This is a genomic window from Porphyromonas sp. oral taxon 279 str. F0450 (genome assembly GCF_000292995.1).
Classification (GTDB): Bacteria; Bacteroidota; Bacteroidia; order Bacteroidales; family Porphyromonadaceae; genus Porphyromonas; species Porphyromonas pasteri.
This window is the reverse complement of the sequence record NZ_ALKJ01000019.1, coordinates 191320-214098: the sequence shown is the minus strand read 5'-3', so window position 1 is coordinate 214098 and position 22779 is coordinate 191320. Positions and strand designations below refer to the sequence as shown.

General features: G+C 52.8%; 15 protein-coding genes. 10 read left to right on the top strand and 5 right to left on the bottom strand.

The features are described from left to right. Positions 1–100 precede the first annotated feature (100 nt). The 4 genes from yajC to pflB form a co-directional block, all read right to left on the bottom strand. On the bottom strand, positions 101–415 hold the full coding sequence (gene yajC / locus HMPREF1323_RS04800; protein ID WP_009432931.1) for a preprotein translocase subunit YajC: 315 nt from the start codon (positions 413–415) through the stop codon (positions 101–103). 48 nt (positions 416–463) lie between these two features. Beyond that, positions 464–1516: a transcription antitermination factor NusB gene (gene nusB, locus HMPREF1323_RS04795; RefSeq protein ID WP_009433105.1), complete on the bottom strand. Its 1053-nt coding sequence runs from the start codon at positions 1514–1516 to the stop codon at positions 464–466. A 525-nt stretch (positions 1517–2041) separates the two neighbouring features. Beyond that, complete coding sequence (gene pflA, locus HMPREF1323_RS04790) at positions 2042–2770, bottom strand: pyruvate formate-lyase-activating protein (protein WP_009433190.1); 729 nt, start codon at positions 2768–2770, stop codon at positions 2042–2044. Positions 2771–2856: 86 nt separating this feature from the next. After that, positions 2857–5091: a formate C-acetyltransferase gene (gene pflB / locus HMPREF1323_RS04785; RefSeq protein ID WP_009432876.1), complete on the bottom strand. Its 2235-nt coding sequence runs from the start codon at positions 5089–5091 to the stop codon at positions 2857–2859. A 1001-nt stretch (positions 5092–6092) separates the two neighbouring features. On the opposite strand from pflB, the gene feoB reads away from it, so the two are divergent. The 4 genes from feoB to HMPREF1323_RS04765 are packed head-to-tail and all read left to right on the top strand — an operon-like array spanning position 6093 to position 12107. Beyond that, the gene (gene feoB, locus HMPREF1323_RS04780) at positions 6093–8627 is read left to right on the top strand and encodes a ferrous iron transport protein B (RefSeq protein WP_009433012.1); all 2535 of its coding nucleotides are present in this window, start codon (positions 6093–6095) and stop codon (positions 8625–8627) included. A gap of 11 nt (positions 8628–8638) precedes the next feature. Continuing rightward, positions 8639–8782, top strand: coding sequence for a FeoB-associated Cys-rich membrane protein (locus HMPREF1323_RS04775; protein ID WP_009432997.1), 144 nt, complete (start codon positions 8639–8641; stop codon positions 8780–8782). A 41-nt stretch (positions 8783–8823) separates the two neighbouring features. After that, complete coding sequence (locus HMPREF1323_RS04770) at positions 8824–9798, top strand: calcium/sodium antiporter (RefSeq protein ID WP_009433114.1); 975 nt, start codon at positions 8824–8826, stop codon at positions 9796–9798. 29 nt (positions 9799–9827) lie between these two features. Then, complete coding sequence (locus tag HMPREF1323_RS04765) at positions 9828–12107, top strand: RelA/SpoT family protein (RefSeq protein WP_009433104.1); 2280 nt, start codon at positions 9828–9830, stop codon at positions 12105–12107. A 99-nt stretch (positions 12108–12206) separates the two neighbouring features. Here the strand turns inward: HMPREF1323_RS04765 and HMPREF1323_RS04760 are convergent, their stop codons facing one another. Next, positions 12207–13130 carry a magnesium transporter CorA family protein gene (locus HMPREF1323_RS04760; protein WP_009433227.1) on the bottom strand — a complete coding sequence of 308 codons (924 nt, stop codon included), beginning with the start codon at positions 13128–13130 and terminating at the stop codon, positions 12207–12209. Between the two features lie 1408 nt (positions 13131–14538). Here HMPREF1323_RS04760 and HMPREF1323_RS04755 point away from each other — a divergent pair. From HMPREF1323_RS04755 to HMPREF1323_RS04730, 6 genes are all read left to right on the top strand, one after another. After that, the gene (locus HMPREF1323_RS04755) at positions 14539–15441 is read left to right on the top strand and encodes a DUF4919 domain-containing protein (protein WP_009432912.1); all 903 of its coding nucleotides are present in this window, start codon (positions 14539–14541) and stop codon (positions 15439–15441) included. Positions 15442–15537: 96 nt separating this feature from the next. Beyond that, the gene (gene recJ, locus HMPREF1323_RS04750; protein ID WP_232203987.1) at positions 15538–17235 is read left to right on the top strand and encodes a single-stranded-DNA-specific exonuclease RecJ; all 1698 of its coding nucleotides are present in this window, start codon (positions 15538–15540) and stop codon (positions 17233–17235) included. An 18-nt stretch (positions 17236–17253) separates the two neighbouring features. Further along, positions 17254–19338 (top strand): RecQ family ATP-dependent DNA helicase, encoded by a 2085-nt coding sequence (locus HMPREF1323_RS04745; RefSeq protein ID WP_009432965.1) that lies wholly within the window; start codon positions 17254–17256, stop codon positions 19336–19338. Between the two features lie 47 nt (positions 19339–19385). Further along, positions 19386–20039 (top strand): MBL fold metallo-hydrolase, encoded by a 654-nt coding sequence (locus tag HMPREF1323_RS04740; RefSeq protein WP_009751924.1) that lies wholly within the window; start codon positions 19386–19388, stop codon positions 20037–20039. A 169-nt stretch (positions 20040–20208) separates the two neighbouring features. After that, positions 20209–21423 carry a C1 family peptidase gene (locus HMPREF1323_RS04735; RefSeq protein WP_009433116.1) on the top strand — a complete coding sequence of 405 codons (1215 nt, stop codon included), beginning with the start codon at positions 20209–20211 and terminating at the stop codon, positions 21421–21423. Between the two features lie 419 nt (positions 21424–21842). Beyond that, positions 21843–22736, top strand: coding sequence for a sirohydrochlorin cobaltochelatase (locus HMPREF1323_RS04730; protein WP_009432953.1), 894 nt, complete (start codon positions 21843–21845; stop codon positions 22734–22736). Positions 22737–22779 lie beyond the last annotated feature (43 nt).

Below are 22779 nucleotides of genomic sequence, written 5' to 3'. Positions count from 1 at the left end.
TAGACATTGATCCGCACGATCATACGGCGGATATGAAGAGAGGCTGCCCGCACACTTGTAGCAGGCAGCCTCTTATATATGTGAGACCGTAGGCTGTAGGCTACTTGGCAGCTGCCTCGGGATCCCCTGCTGGGAAGACAGAGCCCTTATCAACGCGGACACGTACTCCATCAGCAATCTCGACGACGAACTCGGTCTGCTTGATATCCTTGATCACCCCATAGAGGCCACCAGAGGTCACGATACGATCGTTGATGCCGAGTGCATCACGCTTCTTCTGCAGCTCCTTCTGACGCTTCTGCTGAGGGCGAATCATGAAGAGCCAAAGAATCAAGCCGATCGCAACCACCATGATGATAGAAGAGAAGGGGCTGCCACCATTTTGTCCTGCGGCCTGGAGGAGAATCATTTCCATTCGTTATATGTATTAAGTATTGGGTAAATATGCTATGCTTGTGCTATACTACTTGAGTATCTTCCCCTCCTCCTTCAACTTTCGTGCCAAGGCGTCGAGGACACCATTGACGAAGGAGGCGCTATGGTTCGTCGAGTAGTGCTTTGCCAACTCGACATACTCATTGATCGTGATCTGAGTAGGGATAAGAGGGAAATAGAGGAACTCCGTCACAGCGAGATTGAGCAGCAGGGCATCAATATCTGCCAGACGCTCACTACTCCACCCTGCACTCAGCACAGGCTCGATGAGCTTCATCTGATCATTGTACTTCAGCAGAGTCTGACGGAAGAGCAGACGAGCAAAGCGCTCATCATCCTCGTCCTTGAAGGCCGGACGGATATCATCGTCGATGGCAGTATCCTCTTCGCTCTTGCGCAGAGTCTTCTCGACGAAGTCCTTCACGACTTCTACAGGACCATTCTCCAAGCGTGCACTCTGATAAGTGCCTGCTTCTCGAGCCTCCGTAAGGGCAACTTCTAGATCCTCTTCTTCGGTAGCAGGGCGGTCTTCGACTTCAGCCTTCTCGACTTCTCTCAAGTCATCCTGCCAGTAGATCGAATGCTGCTCCAGCCATTCGGCAAGTACATCATCAGTCGCAATGATCTGTGTAAAGACATCGACCCAGAAAGCACGATCCTCTTCAAAGCCTACCTCAGTAGCCTTGAGATAATTTACATAGATATCCGAAGCTTCGATGCGACGGAGGAGGTGGCGCAGGAGTGCTTCATCTTCCTCCCAGCGGAGGCTGAAACCCTCATACCAGGTATTCAGCTTCTCTGACGCCGCAAGCTTAACAGCCAAGCGATTCTCCAGAAGGCGCAGATTGGGGCTACGCTCTGCCCTAGTCGCAAGATGCTTATTCTTACGGATCTCAAGCACCTCACGGTAGAACTCCGTGAAGGAAGGGATAAGCTGCAGGAGGAAGAGGTAAAGGTCGTACGTACGATGGAGACTGAGCAAGAGATCCTGCTCAGCAGCGGTCAGCTTTAGCTCACCACGATGTAGGTGAGCATAAGCCACCTGAAGTACACGGGTGCGTATTAGTACTCTATTGATCATAATTTCAAGTCGCTTACTCCTCTTCTGTGGCCTTACTAACATGCCCAGAGGACTCAGGGAAGTAGGACAAAGAACGCACAGATACTCAAGAAGTAGTACACAAAGATACGAGGATTTCGCCAAATACCGACTCCATACCCAAACAACTACTCATGATCCGCCACCTCCACAAACAAAGCCTTATAGGAAGGAATATAATGCTGCTGCCTTTCTATGCTAGCGCCCCCATCTGATGAATAGCTTTAGTTACACTGAAAAGGAGGCAATACATACCCACTGATGAGGGTGGCACCAACCTATATTGGTCGCTGGGTGAACCTATATTGGTCATGAAAGCAACCTATATTGGTCACGAAGCCAACCAATATAGGTTCACCCAGCGACCAATATAGCTTGATGAAGTGCCTCCAAGAGGTCGCCCTTGAGACGATCGTTTTCTCCCAAAACCGAAACAGCAATAGGGAGGATAAACCTCTATCGGCTCATCCTCCCTATCCTATTCTGATGACAATACCTACTGGCCTACTACTGAGTCCAGACTACAGGGAAATACTGCTCAAGGATCTCTCGAGCAGCATCGACCTCCTCAGGTGTAGGCTCATGGATATGCTCTAATGGGTACTCTCGTCCAAGCGTCTCATACTTGTGCTTACCATAGGTATGGTAGGGCAAGAGCTCCAGACGCTCGATATTCTCATAGCTACCGAAGCGCTCTCCAAGAGCATGGAGCGCCTCGGGCTGATCGCTATAGCCTGGCACAAGCACATAGCGCATGCGCACGGGCTTCCCCATCTGTCGGAGCTGCTCTGCCGTAGCAAATGTATTCGCGTTGGACTGAGTCGTCAGGCGACGATGCCCTTCGGGTAAGACGTGCTTGCAGTCAAGCAAGACCATATCGACGATCGAGAGGAGCTCGTCCACATAAGCATTGCGGATGCTACCCTGAGTATCGAGGCAGATATGTATCCCCTCTTCCTTGAGTTGGCGACAGAGAGGGATGAGCGCCTGCGCCTGCACGGTAGGTTCTCCTCCGCTGAAGGTAATCCCCCCACGCTTTCCGAAGAAAGGGCGCTCACTAATAGCCCGTCGTAGGACCTCAGCCTCCTCAATGAGCTTCCCGCCCTTCCCAATAGGGATGGTATCGGGATTGGCACAATAGAGGCACTGGAAGTTGCATCCCTGGAGGAATACCACTAAGCGAAGCCCTGGACCATCGAAGGTCCCCATGGATTCAAAGGAGTGGATACGTAGCATAGCGAGCTATAAAAAGAGCGGGCGAAGGGTCGACACTGATCCTTCGCCCGCTACTATACTAATAGGTATTCGGAGAACTCCCCGCCTTAGCGCATGCGCTTGTGGAAGGAGCGCGAGATGACCTCGAGCTGGTGCTCACGGCTGAGCTTGACGAAGTTCACGGCATAGCCGGAGACACGGATCGTCAGCTGAGGATAGTTCTCAGGGTGTACCATAGCATCCTCGAGCATCTCACGATTCAGGACATTCACATTGAGGTGGTGTGCACCCTTGGAGAAGTAGCCGTCCATCATCGAGATGAGGTTCTCATTCTGCTCGCTCTTGCTGGAGCCGAGAGAGTGAGGGATGATGCTGAAGGTGTTACTAATACCGTCGGCAGCATCGGTGTAGTCGAGCTTAGCTACTGAGCTGAGCGAAGCGATAGCACCGTGGTTGTCACGACCGTGCATAGGGTTAGCACCTGGAGCGAAGGCAACACCCTTACCACGACCGTCAGGCGTAGCACCCGTCTTCTTACCGTACATCACGTTAGAGGTGATTGTCAGGACAGAGAGCGTAGGCTCAGCGTTCTTGTACACGGGCAGCTCCTTGAGGAGGCCAGAGAAGATGTGGGTGATATCGTAAGCGATCATATCGGCGCGGTCGTCGTCATTACCATAGCAGGGGAACTCACCTTCGATCTTGAAGTCTTCGGTCAGGCCCTGTTCATTACGGATAGGCGTCACCTTAGCATAGCGGATAGCCGAGAGTGAGTCTGCTGCGATCGAGAGACCAGCGACACCATAAGCGAGGTTGATCTTAGGATCGGTATCGATGAATGCCATCTGTGCAGCCTCGTAGTAATACTTATCGTGCATGTAGTGGATGATATTCATCGAGTCGTTGTAGACGCGAGCGATGACCTTGAGGACCTTGAGGTAGTTATCCCAGACCTGGTTGAAGTCGAGGACGTCACCCTTAAGCTCGGGGATCCCTTCGACCATGAGCGTACCAGAGATTTCGCAGCGACCACCATTGACAGCCAGGAGGAGAGCCTTAGCGAGGTTGGTTCGTGCGCCGAAGAACTGGATCTGCTTACCGATCTCCTGATAAGATACACAGCAAGCGATACCGTAGTCATCAGAGTGGCGGGTAGAGCGCATTAGGTCGTCATTCTCGTACTGGATAGAAGACGTATCAATAGATACCTGAGCAGCGAACTCCTTGAAGCCTTCGGGGAGTGAGGGGCTCCAGAGGACCGTGAGGTTAGGCTCAGGGCTTGGACCGAGGTTGTAGAGAGTCTGGAGGAAGCGGAAGCTCGTCTTCGTGACCTTATGACGACCGTCGAAGAGGCGACCACCGATAGACTCAGTTACCCACGTGGGGTCACCAGCGAAGATCTCGTTGTATGAGTCCATACGCAGGTGGCGAACCATACGGAGCTTGATGACGAACTGGTCGATCAGCTCCTGAGCGAGCTCTTCGGTCAGCGTGCCGTGGTCGAGGTCATACTGGAGGTAGATGTCGAGGAAGCTTGATACGTTCCCAAGAGACATAGCAGCACCATCCTGATCCTTAATAGCAGCGAGGTAAGCGAAGTAAACCCACTGTACAGCTTCAGCAGCTGTGTAGGCGGGACGACGGACGTCGAAGCCATAGCCAGCAGCCATCTCTACGATCTTCTTCAGAGCGCGGATCTGCTCAGCGACTTCTTCGCGCAGACGGATTGTGTGCTCGGTCATAGGACCATGGATGCCAGCGAGGTCTTCCGTCTTCCAAGCGATGAGACGATCAGCCCCATAGAGAGCCAGACGGCGGTAGTCACCGATGATACGGCCACGCGCATAGTTGTCAGGCAGCCCCGTGAGGAAGCTGTTGCTACGGAAGGAGCGGATCTCGTCGGTATATACATCAAAGACACCATCATTGTGGGTCTTGCGGTAGTGGGTGAAGATATCGGTAACGCGAGGGTCAACTTCGAGACCATTCTCATGGACTGCCTTCTCGACGACCTTGTACCCACCGAAGGGCTTCATGGCACGACGAAGGACCTGGTCAGTCTGCAGACCGACGATAACTTCGTTATCCTTATCAATATAGCCTGGAGCATACGCCGTAATACCAGAAATCGTGCTGGTATCGATTGAGCGTACGCCATGTGGGTTTTCGCGCTCTTCCTTAAGAGCCTGGAGGCAGTGCTCCCAGACGCGCTTGGTCTTCTCCGTAGGACCAGAGAGGAAGGAGGAGTCACCATCATAAGGGGTAACATTCTGAGAAACGAAGTCGCGGACGTTGAGTTCGACTTCCCACACGCCAGACTTAAATTGGGGCTGTTCTTGCATAACGCTAAAGAGGTTAGTTAAATGTAGTCTATATTACTATGGTGCAGGCTAAAGAGAGTGATAGTGCATCGCCTTAGACCACTCATCTCATCGCTTTCGGCACAAAGATATAATAAACATTCGAATTGCAAACTACTAAGCGCAATATACACACTTAGCACACTCTCCGCGCACCTGTGCAACCTTTAGCATTCTCCACCAAGAGACACAAGCATCTCCTACATATATGATATAAGGTATAGGGAACTTCCCATCACTACATACCACTCCTGAAAGAAACAACTCCAAGGAATTCGCTCACCTTAGCCCAAGCACCAGGCTGATGATATCAAACCGATACATATAGTTTCAGAGATGCGGTATATACAGTGACTTTCAGAGGCCATGAAATGAACTACTATTGGTCGGACGAGCGACCAGTACTGGTTCACATCACCCACCGATAGAGCAATCCCTGCAACCCCTATATTAGGTCGCTGCTCTGCGTATGGATAAAAGTTGTGAACGAGTGACAGATAAGTTTGGGCTACGTACGTGGCTCTAATATCTACGTACATGGATATTTAGATTTACGTACCTGGTCTTTAAGACTACGTGCAGAGACAGAGGAAAACCACTATGTGAAGGTGCTTTTTTCTTCACCGGAATGACACTTTCCCCTCCGCTGGATAAGAGGAATACGCGCGATAAGGAGAAAGGCTTGTGTATCACTTCGGAGGGGCATATCGGGGAACTGTGTACGATGTCTTAGCAGAATAAATAGATGGCAGGACTCGCGGCAACAGTCTCATATATATTATATAGAATATCACTCACGCCCCAAGCCCCATCAGTCCCCATCATGCTCTGCCCAACGAAGGTATAACGGCGAACACTCTCCGAAGAGAAAGAGCGATCTATAATCGAGGTAAAGCTGAGGGGGAGCAGAGAGCAAAGCTAAGACCTTTTCTTCGGCAGGTCCTTCGCGAGGCGAGTACGGCTTTTTGCATAACTTTGTAGACATGAACTTAGCTCAACTACAGACCGGCCAGAAGGCCGTCATCGTGCGGGTCGGTGGATCTGGTGCTTTCCGCAAGCGCATCCTTGAGATGGGTTTCGTGCAAGGCAAGGAGATTATGGCCGTGCACAATGCGCCCCTCCGAGATCCTATATACTACAAGATCCTGGACTATAATGTCTCGCTCCGACACCGCGATGCTGAGCGCATCGAGGTACGGCTTCTTGAGCCCTTCGAGGAGCAGACAGATGTCATCGAGGCTCCGCAAGAGCTACTTCCCGACCCTGAGCTACACAGCCTCCAACGCATGGAGCTGGGACATATCAAAACCCGCGAGCTCCCCACCCTTCGCATTGCCCTACTCGGCAACCCTAACTGTGGGAAGACTTCCCTCTTCAACCAAGCCAGTGGGGCCCACGAGCACGTAGGGAACTACAGTGGCGTAACCATTGAGGCCAAGAGTGGGTACATATATTATGGAGGCTACCGTATCGAGCTCATCGACCTACCAGGCTCCTACTCCCTCTCCCCTTATAGTCCCGAAGAGGTCTACATCCGTAACTATCTTACGGGTAAGGAGCGCCCCGATCTGGTGCTCAACGTCGTAGACACCTGCAATATCGAGCGCAACCTTTACCTGACGCTCCAGATCAAGGAGCTCGGGCTACCTGTCGTCGTCGCACTGAATATGTTCGACGAGTTCATGCAGCGCAAGGAGTACTTCGACTACCCTCGCCTCTCGCGCCTTCTCGGTATCCCGATGATCCCGACGATCTGTCGCACAGGGCTGGGGCTGGAAGCTCTATTTGATGAGATCATTAGCTTGGCAAAGGGACTGAAGGAAGGTGATGAGCAGCTGGTTGACATAGAGACTGGTAAGCTCCGACCCCTACGCATCCCCTATGGCTCACTCCTCGAGCCTCTCATCAGCGAGCAGGAGAAGAAGATCAGAGAGCATACCGATATCACTGATCCTATCGTCGCACGCTCCACTGCCGTCAAGCTCCTTGAGCGCGACAGCGAGGTCGAGAAGCAACTCCTCTCACGCTACCCTCGTGGGGGCTTCCTCCTATCCGCTCGAGACTTTGCCCTGCGCAAGCTCCATGAGCAGACAGAGGAAGAGGCTGAATCACTGATCACAGATGCCCGCTATGGCTTCATCTCGGGCGCACTTAAGGAGACCTACTTCCCTAAGCATACCGGCAAGCGAACACTCACCGACCACATTGATGACATCGTCACCAGCCGTCTGTGGGGCTTTCCACTCTTCCTTTTATTGATGGGGCTGATGTTCTTCTTCACCTTCACCCTCGGGCAGTACCCGATGGACCTGATTGATGCCGGGGTAAATGCCCTCGGTGAATGGGTCGGTGGAGTAATGAGTGAAGGTCCGCTGCGCGATCTCATCGTCGATGGTATCATCGCTGGGGTCGGGGGCGTAATCGTCTTCCTCCCGCAGATCGTCATCCTCTACCTCTTCATTTCGCTCCTTGAGGATAGTGGGTACATGGCACGTGCCGCCTTCATCATGGACAAGCTCATGCACCGTATGGGCCTACATGGCAAGTCCTTCATCCCGCTGATCATGGGCTTTGGCTGTAATGTACCAGCCGTGATGAGTACCCGTATGATCGAGAGTCGCAAGAGCAGACTGATCACGATGCTCGTCCTCCCATTCATGAGTTGCTCGGCACGCCTACCAGTCTATCTGCTCTTAGCTGGCGCCTTCTTCCCCATCCCGTGGCAGGCTACCTTGGTACTCTTCTCCCTCTACCTCATCGGTGTACTGATGGCGGTCATATCAGCCCGACTACTAAAGAGCGCTGTCTTCAAGGGAGAGGACATCCCCTTCGTCATGGAGCTTCCTCCCTACCGTCGCCCGACAGTGCGCTCGGTAGCCATCCACGTGTGGATGCGCTCCAAGCAGTACCTTCAGAAGATGGGTACGGTGATCTTGGCAGCCTCCATCATCGTATGGTTCATGAGCTACTATCCTCGTCAGAATGAGCTACGCGAGCAGAAGGACCAGCAGGTCGAAGCACTCACCCAGTCTACCCTCCCCGAGGAGATCAAGCAGTCTCGCATTGATTCACTTGAGCATAGCTTCGCCACCTACCACCAGGAGCAGTCTATCATCGGGCGTATCGGGCACCTCAGTGAACCCGTGATCCGCCCCTTGGGCTTCGACTGGAAGATGGGTGTAAGCATCGTATCAGGCCTCATGGCTAAGGAGGTCGTCGTCAGCACAATGGGTGTCATCTATACGGGTAATGGAGCGGATGGCGACGAAGCTCTCTCTCAGCTCTCCACGCGCATGAAGCAGGAGGTCCGTGCTGATGGCTCGCCCTCCTTCACCCCCATTATTGCCTATACCTTCATGCTCTTTGTCCTACTTTACTTCCCTTGTGTCGCGACGCTCATCGCAATCGGCCGTGAGGCTGGTCACTGGAAGTGGGGACTCTTCTCCGCGCTCTACTCCTGCGGGATAGCGTGGCTCATCTGCTTCATCGTCTACCAGACCGCTCACCTCTTAGGCTAAGCAATATCCCTATGGCTCAAGAAATAGCTGTACTCATCATCCTTGCTATCGTGGCCTTCTTCATCGGACGCGCACTCTACCGCATGCTTCGCCCGAAGAAGGAAGACGACAAGAACAATGGTGGCTGCTCGGGTTGCTCGGGCTGCTGCCACTAACTCCCCTATCTTCACGTCCACACCACTCTATCTCTGTATATATGCTTGTAGATATCCTACTCTTCCTACTTGGGATCGTCCTGATTATAGTCGGGGCTAACTACCTCACCGAAGGAGCTTCGACCTTAGCACGTCGTATGGGGCTCTCGCCTCTGGTCGTGGGGCTCACGATCGTAGCCTTCGGCACCTCTGCACCTGAGCTCATCGTCAGCCTCATGTCCGCACTTAAGGGCAACGCCGATATCGCTATGGGGAACGTCGTTGGCTCCAACATCTTCAACCTCCTCGCTATCGGTGGGGTGACAGCAGTAGTAGCTCCGATCACCATTACCCAGAGTACGATTCGCCGTGAGATACCGCTGATGCTCCTCTCCTTCTTGGTGCTCTTCTTCCTCTCCTACGATACGATCTTTGCGGGCACGGGAGCGACGGAGAACATCCTCTCACGAGGAGAAGGGCTTACCCTGCTGGGCTTCTTCCTCATCTTCCTTACCTACACCTTCGCCATCGCCAAGGATAGCCCCAATGACCCCCACGCAGACAACACACCCCTCAAGCCTTACCCCATCTGGCTCCTCATCGTCTTCATCGTCGGTGGGCTCGCTGCGCTGGTCTATGGTGGTGACCTCTTCGTCACCTCAGCATCAAGCATTGCACGCACCTTCGGCATGAGTGAGAGCTTCATCGGCCTAACTATCGTAGCTGCTGGCACATCACTCCCCGAGCTGGCTACGTCCGTAGCTGCTGCCCTCAAGAAGCAGCCCGAGATAGCCGTAGGAAATATCGTCGGGTCAAATATCTTCAACGTCTTCCTTATCCTCGGTGTCAGCTCCAGCATCACCCCGATCCGCATCGGTGGCGTCACACCTCTGGACTTCCTCGTCATGATAGCTGCAGGCATCATGCTCTACATCTTCGCAGTCCTCTTCGGTCAGCGGGTAGTCAAGCGTGGCGAAGGTGCGATCCTTGCCCTTGGCTTCATCGCCTACACCGTCTACTTGATCATGCAGCTCTAATCCACTAATCTTCTGGTATACCTCTACCCATGGCACAGATTAGCCTCAGCTTTTCCCCCGAGGAAGAAGCCCTCATCGACCAAGAGTATCAAGCCCTCATAGCGGACTATATAGCATCGCCTCACCGACAGAAGACTGAGATCATCGACCAGGCCTTTCGCCTGGCTCGTCATGCACACGGATTGGTACGCCGACGTAGTGGTGAGCCCTACATCCTGCATCCCATCGCAGTGGCTCGTATCGTATGCAAGGAGATCGGCCTCGGGTCTACCTCGATCTGCTGCGCCCTCCTACACGATGTCGTAGAGGATACCGAGTACACCGTAGAGGATATCCGTCGAGGCTTCGGCGATAAGATCGCACAGATCGTCGAAGGCCTTACGAAGATCTCCACCGAGCAGGTACCGCAGAACATCGACAGCCTGCAGGCACAGAATATCCGTAAGCTCCTACTAACTATCGGTGATGATGCCCGTGTGATCCTCATCAAGATCGCTGACCGCCTGCACAACATGCGCACACTCGGCTCGATGAAGCCCGACAAGCAGCTTAAGATCGCAGGCGAAACCTCCTTCTTCTACGCACCGCTGGCCGACCGCCTCGGGCTCTTCTCCATCAAAACCGAACTGGAGGACCTCAGCTTCCGCTACGAGCACCCCGAGGCCTACGCAGAGATCAAGCGCAAGGTCGAGGAGAGCGAAGCTGGTCGTGAGGATCTCTTCCATCGCTTCGCTGCGCCACTGAAGGCACGCTTTGACTCTATGGGCCTCAGCTACGAGATGAAGACACGTGTCAAGGGATGTTTCTCTATCTGGCGTAAGATGCAGATTAAGGGTATTCCCTTTGAGGAAGTCTATGACCTCTTCGCCGTGCGTATCATCTTTGACAGCCAAGATGGGTACCCAGAGAAGAACCGCTGCTGGGACATCTACACGGCTATTACAGAGATCTACCGCAATCGCCCCGACCGCCTGCGTGACTGGCTCTCCACACCTAAGGGGAACGGTTACCAAGCCCTGCACCTCACGGTACTGGGCCCTGATGCGCAGTGGGTCGAAGTACAGATCCGTAGTCGTCGGATGGATGAGATCGCCGAGCAGGGGCTCGCTGCCCACTGGCGCTACAAGAGAGACGTAGTCGAAGAAGACCACGAGCTGGAGATCTGGCTGGATACCATCCGCGAAGTCCTCAATCACCCCGACTCGAAGGGGATGGAGTTCCTCGACACGGTACATCTCAGTCTCTACGCCCACGACATCACCGTCTTCACGCCTAAGGGGCGCCCCATCACCCTACCACTTGATGCCTCTGTCCTGGACTTCGCCTATGCTGTCCACACCGATCTTGGAGACACCTGTATCGGGGCGAAGGTCAATCACAAGGTACTCCCTCTCTCCTACCGCCTCTCCAATGGAGATCAAGTCGAGATCTTGACGAGTAAGATGGTACAGCCCGAGCCTGGATGGCTCAACTTCGTGGCGACCGCTTATGCGAAGGTCAAGATCGAGACAGCACTTCGTAGACGCCAACGCGAAGCCATCGCACAGGGTGAAGCCCTCCTCACAGAGCGCCTCAAGAGCCAGGGAGAGCAGCTTACCTCCTCGCTCCTCAACCGCCTCACCCACCTCTACCGCTACGACAAGCCTGATACCTTCCTCCGACACATCGGTGATGGGACCTTCGAGTTCCCCGAAGACTTTGATCGAGTCGTCCAAGGGAAGACACCAAAGAGTGGCGGTAATCGCGTCACGCGTGTCTTCTCTTCGCTCTTCTCCAGCAAGGAACGCGAAGGTCAGACCCTTAGCGGTACGATCGTACAACGTCCTACAATTGATAAGTCTCATCCCTATGAGCTCATCGAGCAAGACGGCTTACTCAACTATAAGATAGCGCCCTGCTGCCATCCCATCCCTGGCGATGACGCCCTCGGTATCATCAGCGACGAGAGTGAAGTCATCGTACATAAATGCTCCTGCCCCGAGGCGACACGATACAAGACCGTACAGGGCGATCGCCTGCTCTCGGTACACTGGAGCACGCATCACACTCCACTCTTCGAGACGACACTCGTCATCCGTGGGATCGACTCCAAAGGACTGCTCAACGCTATATCGCAGATCTTCTTAGAAGACTTCAAGGTCAGCATCACAGCCATCGACTTGAAGGCACACGACGGAGTCTTCCAAGGGACGATCTCAGTGAAGGTATTAGACACACGTCAGGTCGAGGCTATCTGCCAGATCCTACGACGCAACCCTGCCATCCACGAGGTCTACCGCCTCTCAGAGTTGGAGGCAGGGCGTAGCTAATCACCAGCCGCAACACTCTCTAAATACAAAGCAACCGCCCCCTCGCATGTGATCATGCGAGGAGGCGGTTGCTTTTATTCAAAGTCTATTTGAGCAGACTTAGAACCACTTAATCTTACGGAAGAGATAGAAGGCTAAGCCTGAGATCGCCACTGATACGCCGAAGATCGCGAGGAATGCCCAGTACCATTCGCCAAGGTAGACGTTGACGTTCATCCCGAAGAAGCTCGAGATCATCGTCGGCACCGTCAGCACAATGGAGATACTCGTCATACGCTTCATGATCGTATTCACATTGTTGGAGATGATATTGGCCGAGGCATCCATCATACTCGTGACGATATCGGTGTAGATATTGATCGTATTATAAGCCTGACGAAGCTCAATGCTCACGTCTTCGAAGAGATCTGGATCGACACTCGAAGCACGTGAGGTCGTACGCAGACGCCCAAGCATAGCTTCATTCCCTCGTATAGAGGTACTGAAGTAAACGAGTGATCGCTGCAGACGCATGATGCGGAGGAGGTCCTCATTACGGATACTAAGCTCCAGCTCTTTCTCTGCACGATTGATCTCGAGATACATCAGCTTCAGGTACTTCAGGAACCATACCGCTGACGAGTAAATCATACGTGTGACGAACTCGGTCTGGTTGGCAATACCGATATTCTTTCGTCGGATATGATTGATGAAGTCGGGTAAGAGCTGCGTACGTCTGTAGCAAACAGAGACCGTAGCGCGATGCCCTGTGATGATCCCCAGAGGGACGGTCTGATAAGGCATACCTGGTCCGCCTCCGTCCATCGGTATGCGGAGAATCGTTAGGAGCCAATCATCCTCGCGCTCTGCACGTGGACGCTCATCAATATCGGCGATGTCGGATAGGAATTCTCTTGGTATCCCCAGCTCCTTCGTCAGGAACATGAAGTCATCTTCATCTGGGCACTCGACGTGCACCCAGCAGTGGGGGGCGAACTCTTCCAGCTCGGGTACACCCGGCTCGAAGGTGAGGTAGCTCTTCATTATATCGCTTAGCTGTATATGGTGGGACTATTGCACTCCGAGCACTTCAGTACTTACGGAGTGGATCCTGTCGGCTCACCTCATACAGCTCCCACCTCAGAGGCGGGGAAGTCCGTAGGGTAAGACGACGGAGCGAGAGGCGCTTACACAGCGCTCATTCGGCGGGAGGGAATCGTCCATCTGTCTTATTTTCCTTAGCGGTTACACTTAACAATGAAGCTATCTATAGGTGTTATTCGCAGCACCTTCACTAAAAAGCTTCGTGCAAAGGTAAGAAAAAGCGCCCAGCTGAAGCACCGGCCCAGCGAGAAGGCGAGGGAATCACACCAAAGGATAAGTAGCTGATGCTCAATATAGCTCCACAATCGCATCCCCCGTTTGAGGGCTATCGAGAGGATAATCGCTTAGTAATCAGATGGCCTTTGCGAAAGGCCATCTCTTCACAGCTTGCACTTTCCTCCTTCGAACTTCTCAGCCTAAAGCCTCCGATTTCCGTGGGAAGAAGGTACGAGTAATGAAGAGGTAATCTCGCACAATGTCTCATAGTATGTTATATGGGTGCGTGGGTAGAGCTATATAGGATGGCGAAGAAAGCTATATAGCTTTGGATCGATTCCTATATAGCTTTGCTGGGATTCCTATATAGCTTTCGGTGTGAAGCTATATAGCTTTGTGAAGTGACCTCTATTAGGATGTTGCTCCGCGTAGGGATAAAAGTTGTGGACGAGTGGCCGATAAGCTTAGACTACGTACGTGGATCTAATATCTACGTACGTGGATATTAGGATTTACGTACCTGGTCTTTAAGACTACGTACATAGATGCGGAAATGCCACTATGGGAAGGCGCTTTTTCTTTGCGAGAAAGACACTTTACCCTCCGCTGGATAAGAAGAATACTCGCAATAAAGCGAAGAGCTCTCTGATGTGAGCGGTACTGGTTCATTTATTCCTCCTTATACGGATCCCAATGAATAGCCATTACAGGACCGCACCTTGTCCCCCACAATAATCTAATTTACAAACAGATAACAAGACACCCCATGCGATCATCATAGGACCTCTGACATTCCACTCTTGTTGTGCTCCCCATCAAGACTGTAGCAGGAGTACCCTATGCTTAAACCTCTGCACAAGGAAGTCGTCATTAATTATGAGTTAGCCCCTGGAATGTGGCTTTTTGTAGGCCTTTTCTTAGGAAAGAAGAGCGGATAGGCATAGGTAATCCGAGCCGTTTCCGCTATCTTTGTCTAAGTGACGCGGGCCCCCTCCCCTATACTGAGGCACAGATTGACCTCGTTCCTTCTAGGCGACACTCAGTGATCACCCTCCGAGCTTGCCGTGGGGCAGTAGCGAAGAGCTTCTCTCCTACCTCAATGAGCATCGGAGACGACTAACAAGAAACAACTATGCGACCTATCCATTCGAAGATAACCCTCCTGCTGGCTGCCCTCAGCCTCTCCCTATCCGTCCCATCGATAGGAGAAGCACGTAGCCGCAAGAAGCCTACGACCTCTACGAGCAAGAAGGCCTCCTCCTCCAAGTCATCCAAGAGTAAGAGCTCGGCGAAGAGCAGTCACAGCTCCTCACGTCGTGGCCGCCACTCCTATAATATACGTTCGCGTGCACGGGGCCGCTACTATGCAGCTCAAGCTCCCAGTGAGGAGCAACTTGAGAAGATACGTCAGGACAGCATTCGCCTGCGTACGGGAGGGACAGCACCTGTACAGAAGGTAAGCGAAAAGGGTGCACAGTCCAATGAGCTCTTGACGACACGCTTCCGTCGCGCAGACTCTACGCTCAGTCGCGCAGATATCAGAGAGCTATACTTCTCAGTAGATGGACGTGAAGACACAGCTCCCTTCCTCAGCAAGATAGAGGCTGAGGCCGATCGCCTTATCGAGGGGAAGAACTTCACGGAGGCACTCAAGACCGTCCAACAAGGGCTGTGGCGTACCCCCACGCATATTGGGCTCATCAAGCGCGCCTGTGACCTCTCGCTTCACCTCAAGAGCTCACGATTCAATACCTACATGTACCAGCTCGTCGAGCTTCTCAGCATGATCGCCCACACGGGTGATGGCTCGAGCTTTGATAAGGCCATTCAGGTGCGCTCGCTCGACGATGCTCTTCTCTTTGAGCAGCATTGGAATGAAACACCTCGCGAGGAAATCCTCGCCAGCCGTGAGCAAACGAACAAAGGCAAGGACTATGTCGTTGTAGAGATACAAGGCTCTGGGAAGGGTAAGACACAGCAACATTACTATCTGATCCAGCCTACGCTGACGCCCAGCGCCACCACAAAGAAGTAGTAGCACTAGCAAGGAGATATAAGCATGTCCCAAAGCTGGGAGATAAGAAAATATACCACGGATGAGGAGACCCAAGCTTGTGAATTAGCCACACGCTTGGGACTCTTCCCTGCTATGGGGCGCCTCCTTGTAGCAAGGGGTATACATACTTATGAGGAGGCACAGAGCTTCTTCTCTCCACGTCTTGAGGAGCTACATGATCCCTTCGCTATGGAGGATATGCAGATCGCTGTCGAGCGGCTGAATAGAGCTATTGAGCAGCGGGAGCATATCTTGATCTACGGAGACTATGATGTCGATGGCACCACTGCCGTAGCACTACTCTATCGCTATCTGCGAGCACAATGCTTACCCGAGGAATACCTCCACTACTATATCCCAGATCGCTATGACGATGGCTATGGCATCACCCTGCAGGGCATAGATTATGCACGGCTGTTAGGTGTCAGCCTCATCATATCGGTAGATACGGGGATCAAGGCGTTTGAGGAAATCACCTATGCTCGAGAGCATGGGATGGATTTCATCGTCTGCGACCACCACACGCCCGATGATAGCCTTCCCCCAGCTACTGCTATCCTCAACCCCAAGCGTCGTGACAACCACTACCCCTTCACCGAGCTCTCGGGCTGTGGGGTAGCTTTCAAGCTTGTACAAGGGCTTGCCTCCCATCGAGACCTTCCTTTTGAATCCCTTCTCCCCCTGCTGGAGCTTCTCGTCCTAAGTATCGCCCAGGACCGAGTTTCCATACTTGGGGAGAACCGTATCTTCATATCTCACGGCCTGCAGCTGATCAATAGCCACCCCTCGGTAGCTATCACCTATCTCATGCGCTTAGGGAAGATCCAGCCTGGTCGCGTCGACATGGCGAGCATCTACTACGAGCTCGGACCACGTATCAATGCCGCAGGGCGTATGGCACACGGCGCTGAGTCTGTCAAGCTCCTCATTGCCGAGGATGCGGCTACAGCAGAGGTACAGAGCCAGATACTCGACGAATACAATCGCCAGCGTCAGGAGCTCGATCAGCAGGTCACACGTGAGGCCATTGCCCTCGTCGAGAGTGACCCTCAGCTCCAGAAGCAACGACTCATCATCCTCTACCGTCCAGAGTGGAACAAGGGAGTGATGGGTATCGTAGCAGCGCGACTGGCCGACCGCTTCCACCGCCCTGTGCTCATCCTCTCCCATAGTACAGGTGACTTCCTCGCCGGATCAGGACGCTCTGCAGGAGGCTTTGACTTATACCAAGCCATCCAAGCTTGCAGTGACTGCTTAGAAAACTTCGGCGGACACATCTTTGCTGCAGGACTGACGATCCGTGAGGACTGCCTCCCTGAGTTTATGCGACGCATACAGGAGTATGCAGATAGTGTGGAGCAAACCACCTCGCAACCATTCACTCCGACCCTCCAAATCGATGCAGAGCTCAAGCCCTCCGAGGTATCGCGTACCCTACTCCGTCAGGTAGAGATGCTCTATCCCTTCGGCACGGACAACGAGCGTCCCATTTTCATGACTCGTAGTATGCGGGATGCTGGTGGCACACGTGCTGTAGGCAAGGCACTTCAGCATCTGAGCCTACGTATGACCGACAGCTATCAGCGCATCCGTCCTCTTCATGGCTTCGCACTGGGTCTGGCTCGCTATGCTCCCGAGATCACACGACACAACGCCTTTGCCCTGTGCTTTGAGCTCGAGGAAAACAACTTCTATCCGCAAAGCTTCCTACAGCTACGTGTCAAGGATCTCTGCCTTGAGAGCGAGCTATCAGAGCGGCTCAAGGATCGATAGATCACGCTGGATGCCTCCATGAGACCGACCTCTACCGAAGACTTTGAGGAGCTCTTAGGTCCAGATCCAAGTGCTGATGATCCGATCATTGAGCATCACGAACTCTGGCCCGAAGACCTATTCGATGAAGATCCCCTCTCCATCTCTCCCGTCACACCTGGGCATGATCCTCGACCAGGAGTAGCCGACAGCGACCTCTCTCCCGAAGAGGTACTGGAGCGCTACTGGGGCTACTCTACCTTCCGACCTCTACAAAGAGAGATCGTACAAGCAGCACTGGACGGACGAGACACCTTAGGACTTATGCCGACTGGAGGAGGAAAGAGCATCACCTTCCAAGTACCAGGGCTCATACTCCCAGGGCTGACACTTGTCATCACGCCCCTCATCTCTCTGATGAAGGATCAGGTAGACCACCTACGAGCTCGGGGGATACGTGCTACAGCGATCCACTCGGGCATGTCGCAAGAGAAGGTACAGACGGCTCTGGATAATTGCCTCTTCGGAAAGTACAAGTTCCTCTATGTCTCTCCTGAGCGTGTAGGTAGTGAGCGCTTCCAAGCATGGCTCCATGCCCTGACCGTCTCACTCATTGTCATCGACGAATGTCACTGCGTGTGTCAGTGGGGGTATGACTTCCGCCCCTCCTACCTTGAGCTACCGAAGCTCCGTGAGCAGCTTCCCGAGGTACCCATCTTGGCTCTTACAGCTACAGCAACGAGCGAGGTCGTCGAGGATATCAAGCGCGTCCTTCACTTCCGCCCAGGCTATGCCTTCTATCAGAAGAGCTTCCTTCGCCCCAACATCTCCTATTCGATACGTCGCAGCGATGACAAGCCTGCGATGATGCGCTTCATACTCTCCCGAGTAGAAGGAGCTGCCATCATCTACTGCCGCAATAGACAGCTCTGTCAGACGGTCTCTGAAGCACTCCTTGCCGAAGGAATCAGTGCAACCTACTATCATGCAGGGCTAACCTATACCGAGCGTGAGATGCGCCAAGGGCGATGGATGCGAGGAGAGGTGCGTGTCATGGTCGCAACGAATGCCTTCGGTATGGGTATCGATAAGCCCGATGTACGCCTGGTCATCCATCTCACCATGCCCTCTTCCCTAGAGGAATACTATCAGGAGGCAGGGCGTGCAGGGCGTGATGGTGAGCACTCCTACGCTGTGGCTATCGTCGGGAGTCAGGACTCCAGGATGCTACATCGTCGCCTGCAGGATACCTTCCCCGAGAAGGAATACATCCGCGAGGTATATGATCAGATCTGCAACTTCCTCGCTATCGGAGAAGGAGAGGGGCTGGATCGCACGTATGACTTTGACATCGAGCTCTTCATACGACGCTTCCATATGCGTCCCGTGCAGACCCGTCACGCTATCGAGATCATGCAGCTGGCGAAGTGGCTGGAGTACCACGATGATGACAGCCGCTCAATGCTCCGCTTCCTCATCCCGAGCAAGGAGCTTTACCAACCCCATATCGGTCCCGACCGCCTCATTCGCACGATACTACGTAGCTATACGGGACTCTTCTCTGACTACGTGTGCATCAATGAGCGCGACCTATCTACCCTCTCGGGCTACAGCGAAGATGAGGTCTACACCTTCCTTGTGGCACTATCTCGCCAAGGCGTCCTGCACTACATTCCGAAAAAGGATATCCCTCGCCTACACTTCCTCATCCGACGTGAAGACAGCCAGTATCTCCGCATACCCTATGGCGCCTATCAGGAGCGTCGCGACAAGATGAGTGACCGCATCGGGGCTGTACGTACCTACATAGAAGAGGAAGAGACCTGCCGCTCTCGTATGCTTCTCGCTTACTTTGGAGAGACTGAGAGTACCCCCTGTGGAGCATGTGATGTTTGTCTTCGCAAGCACCCTTCGGGACTACATCAATACATCATCGATGCCGTAGGCGAGGAGCTTGAGCACTCCTTCCTTGACACCACCGCAGAGAGCTACCCCGTCGAGAAAATCATCGCAGCCCTCCCCTACCATCCTCTGGACACCATGGCTGCTATACGCTATTGGGCAGGAGAGCTCAGCGAAGGGCTGGAGATCGATGGCTCTCATCTACGACGCCAAATGCCTTAGAGGCTGATGGCACTATCCCCCACTAAGACTATCATCATTATCAACCTATGCTTAAGATTCACCAGTTTACCTTCGGGCCTGTACAAGAGAATACCTACGTCCTCTACGATGAAGAGAGCCGTGAGGCTGCCATCGTTGACCCAGGCTGCATGCGCCACTCTGAGGAAGAGAAGCTACATGACTTTATCACGGAGCAAGGACTTATACCGGCCCTTATGCTCTGCACCCATCAGCACTTCGATCATGTATGGGGAGCCGCATACGTCCTCAAGGAGTGGCCTCATATCACAGCCTATGCCAACGCTATTGACTTCGAGAAGCTCCCCCTCCCCTCTGAGCAACTCAAGGGCTATGCTATTCCCCTACCACTGGAAGATGTCCCAGCAGAGCGCTATACGATGGTTGGGCAAGATGATCTCATTCGCCTCGGCAGTGAAGAGCTTCGAGTTCTCTTTGTCCCTGGACATGCCCCCGGTCACCTCGCTTACTATGCACCTGAGTCTGGGATTCTACTCTCTGGGGACACCCTACTCCAGGGGACAATTGGTCGCACGGACTTCTGGTACGGGAGCTATGATCAGTTAGTTGAGTCAATACGCACCCAGTACCTTCCACTACCCGATGAGACGATTGTCTTCAGTGGTCACGGGCCAGAGACTACTATCGGATACGAGCGTCGCAAGAATCCTTTCCTCCAGTAGTTTCGCCCTTACCCCTAAAGGCAATCTACTTCCGAGCCACATCTTTGCAGCTGTCTGACTACGAGCCGACGAAGCGAATTATTGTGTATCTTTGGATACCCTTGTGGCAAATACCCATAGGGAATAGGCACTTGATGTAACTCGTAACTATTACATATACCCATCAAAGATGAAGAAACTTATCGCTATCATGGCCATCGCAGGGATGACTTCTTCCCTGGCACTGGCACAAGCACCCACTCAGTCTAAGGACGCTGGACAGCCTAACGTCTTCACGACCGTCAAGGACGCACGCATCACCTCAATCAAGAATCAGGCAAACTCAGGTACTTGCTGGGCTTACTCAGGTCAGAGCTTCCTGGAAGATGAGCTGATCCGCATCGGTAAGGGTGAGTATGACCTCTCTGAGATGTTCGTAGTCAGCCACTCCTACCGCGACAAGGGACGTAAGTATGTCCGTCTACATGGCAAGCTGAACTTCGCACAGGGTGGATCTTTCTACGATGTACTCTATGTACTCAAGGAGTATGGTGCTGTTCCCCAGTCAGTCCTCCCTGGTCTTAACTACGGAACGACTAAGAATCAGCACGGCGAAATGGAAGCTGCCCTCAAGGGCTTCCTTGATGCTATCGTCAGCAACCCTAACGGCAAGCTATCTCCAGCATGGTATCCCGCCTTTGAGTCTATCATTGACCAGTACCTCGGCAAGCTTCCCGAAAGCTTCACGTTCAATGGCAAGAAGTACACGCCCAAGAGCTATGCTCAGGAAATGGGTCTGAATGCAGATGACTATGTCTCACTGACCTCCTTCACCCATCACCCCTTCTACAGCAAGTTCGCCCTCGAAATCGAAGACAACTGGCGTTGGGCTGAGTCCTATAACCTCCCCATCGATGAATTCATGCGCACCATGGAGTATGCCATCAATAAGGGCTACACGATTGCTTGGGGCTCTGACGTGAGTGAAAAGGGCTTCACCCGTGACGGTATTGCTGTCCTTCCCGATGTGGAAGAAATCGAAACGAAGGGTTCTGACCAGGCTCGCTGGATCGGCCTTAACTCCTCAGATAAGCAGCGCCTGCTGAATCAGCTCATCCACACGGCTGATGTACCCGAAATTGAGCCTACCCAGGAATATCGTCAGAAGGGCTTCGACAACTACGAGCTCACCGACGACCATGGTATGGTCATCTACGGTATCGCAAAGAACCAGATTGGCCGCAAGTTCTTCATGGTAAAGAACTCATGGGGTGAAGCTGGTGCCTACAAGGGACACTGGTACGCTTCTTACAACTTCGTAAAGGGCAAGACGATGAACATCGTACTTCATCGCTCAGCTATCCCTGAAGACATCGCCAAGAAGCTCGGCATCAAGACCAAGTAAGAGTTTCTGGTCTCAAATATTTAATAGGTCCTCAGGATATCCTGAGGGCCTATTTTTATCCATTTGTCAGCAGCAAACAGATATTCCTCCCTTGTATGAAAGTTCTCTCATCGTAGGAATACTCTATCCAAAAGCGACATACGAATATAAAGTAATAAACATCAAGAAATATTTGGAGGACCCAAATTATTTAACGCATATCTGCAGTGTGTTTTTCATGGTACTAGATTTAAGGTTAACGAAGGGTGTTGGCTGTCGGGAGACAGTCAACACTCGTTTTATAGCCCCTGCTCATCTGATCGTACAGCATACCGATCTCCTCCTTTTCGTCCTTTAGAATCTGTTAGATAAAGAGTAACTTTGTGCAATCCTCATTAGGTGAAGTATCGCCATGAGGCCAATACACAGGAGTAATCACTATGGAACAGAGTAACCAAAACCCACTGATCGCCCGTGTCTGCGCAGAGAAGCGACATGAGCGAGCCCTGCTATTAGTCACTTTTGGGAGTACCTATGAAGGGCCACACAAAACCTTTGCAACATTGCGCAATGCCTTTGCTGAGAGTTTCCCCGATAGAGATATCTATATGGCCTTCACCTCCAAGTTCTGCATCCGCAAATGGCTTAAGAAGACAGGCGAAGAATACTATACCACAGATAAGTGGCTCGAAGCCATTGGTAAAGCTGGCTATAAGGCTGTAAGTATCCAGTCTCTACACGTCATTCCTGGTCTGGAGTACTCTTTCATTGATGACCGCTACATCCCACAGTTCCATCGTCTCTTTCCTCAGATACCGACTACAGTCGGTGTACCCCTACTTTGGAGTCAAGCTGATATTGAGCGTGTAGGAGATTGTATCTATTCACTCTTCCGCGAGTGCTTGGAGCGAGGGGAAGCTCTCATACTCATGGGACATGGCAACAATACAGATAAGCATCCCGAAGCCAATGGTCGCTATCGTCGACTACATGACTACCTACAGGGGCGCTGCTCGCGCATACTCATCGGGACGGTAGACTTTGAAGACATGCTCTTTGAGGACGTCGCTGAGCGATTAGCTGAGGTATGTCCAGTGGGCACGACGCTTAACCTCCTCCCCCTCATGTCTGTAGCGGGTGACCATGCTCTCAATGATATGGCGGGTGACGAAGAAGAGGATACCCCTTTGGATGAGCAAAGCTGGAAGATCCGCTTCAAGGCGCTTGGCTACAAGATCGAAGAAGAAAATTGCCACCTTCACGGGCTGGCAGACTATGCCTCCCTCCGTCAGGTATGGCTTGATCATCTGATGGCAGCAGAGCGCGAGCAGTAATTGTGACCAGCCCTGCATATTCATATATATCGACAACCTCAAC

Bases quoted from the DNA above. Each gene is read 5' to 3' on its own strand.
- yajC (WP_009432931.1), bottom strand. From the start codon at position 415: ATGGAAATGATTCTCCTCCAGGCCGCAGGACAAAATGGTGGCAGCCCC.
- nusB (WP_009433105.1), bottom strand. From the start codon at position 1,516: ATGATCAATAGAGTACTAATACGCACCCGTGTACTTCAGGTGGCTTAT.
- pflA (WP_009433190.1), bottom strand. From the start codon at position 2,770: ATGCTACGTATCCACTCCTTTGAATCCATGGGGACCTTCGATGGTCCA.
- pflB (WP_009432876.1), bottom strand. From the start codon at position 5,091: ATGCAAGAACAGCCCCAATTTAAGTCTGGCGTGTGGGAAGTCGAACTC.
- feoB (WP_009433012.1), top strand. From the start codon at position 6,093: ATGAACTTAGCTCAACTACAGACCGGCCAGAAGGCCGTCATCGTGCGG.
- HMPREF1323_RS04775 (WP_009432997.1), top strand. From the start codon at position 8,639: ATGGCTCAAGAAATAGCTGTACTCATCATCCTTGCTATCGTGGCCTTC.
- HMPREF1323_RS04770 (WP_009433114.1), top strand. From the start codon at position 8,824: ATGCTTGTAGATATCCTACTCTTCCTACTTGGGATCGTCCTGATTATA.
- HMPREF1323_RS04765 (WP_009433104.1), top strand. From the start codon at position 9,828: ATGGCACAGATTAGCCTCAGCTTTTCCCCCGAGGAAGAAGCCCTCATC.
- HMPREF1323_RS04760 (WP_009433227.1), bottom strand. From the start codon at position 13,130: ATGAAGAGCTACCTCACCTTCGAGCCGGGTGTACCCGAGCTGGAAGAG.
- HMPREF1323_RS04755 (WP_009432912.1), top strand. From the start codon at position 14,539: ATGCGACCTATCCATTCGAAGATAACCCTCCTGCTGGCTGCCCTCAGC.
- HMPREF1323_RS04745 (WP_009432965.1), top strand. From the start codon at position 17,254: ATGAGACCGACCTCTACCGAAGACTTTGAGGAGCTCTTAGGTCCAGAT.
- HMPREF1323_RS04740 (WP_009751924.1), top strand. From the start codon at position 19,386: ATGCTTAAGATTCACCAGTTTACCTTCGGGCCTGTACAAGAGAATACC.
- HMPREF1323_RS04735 (WP_009433116.1), top strand. From the start codon at position 20,209: ATGAAGAAACTTATCGCTATCATGGCCATCGCAGGGATGACTTCTTCC.
- HMPREF1323_RS04730 (WP_009432953.1), top strand. From the start codon at position 21,843: ATGGAACAGAGTAACCAAAACCCACTGATCGCCCGTGTCTGCGCAGAG.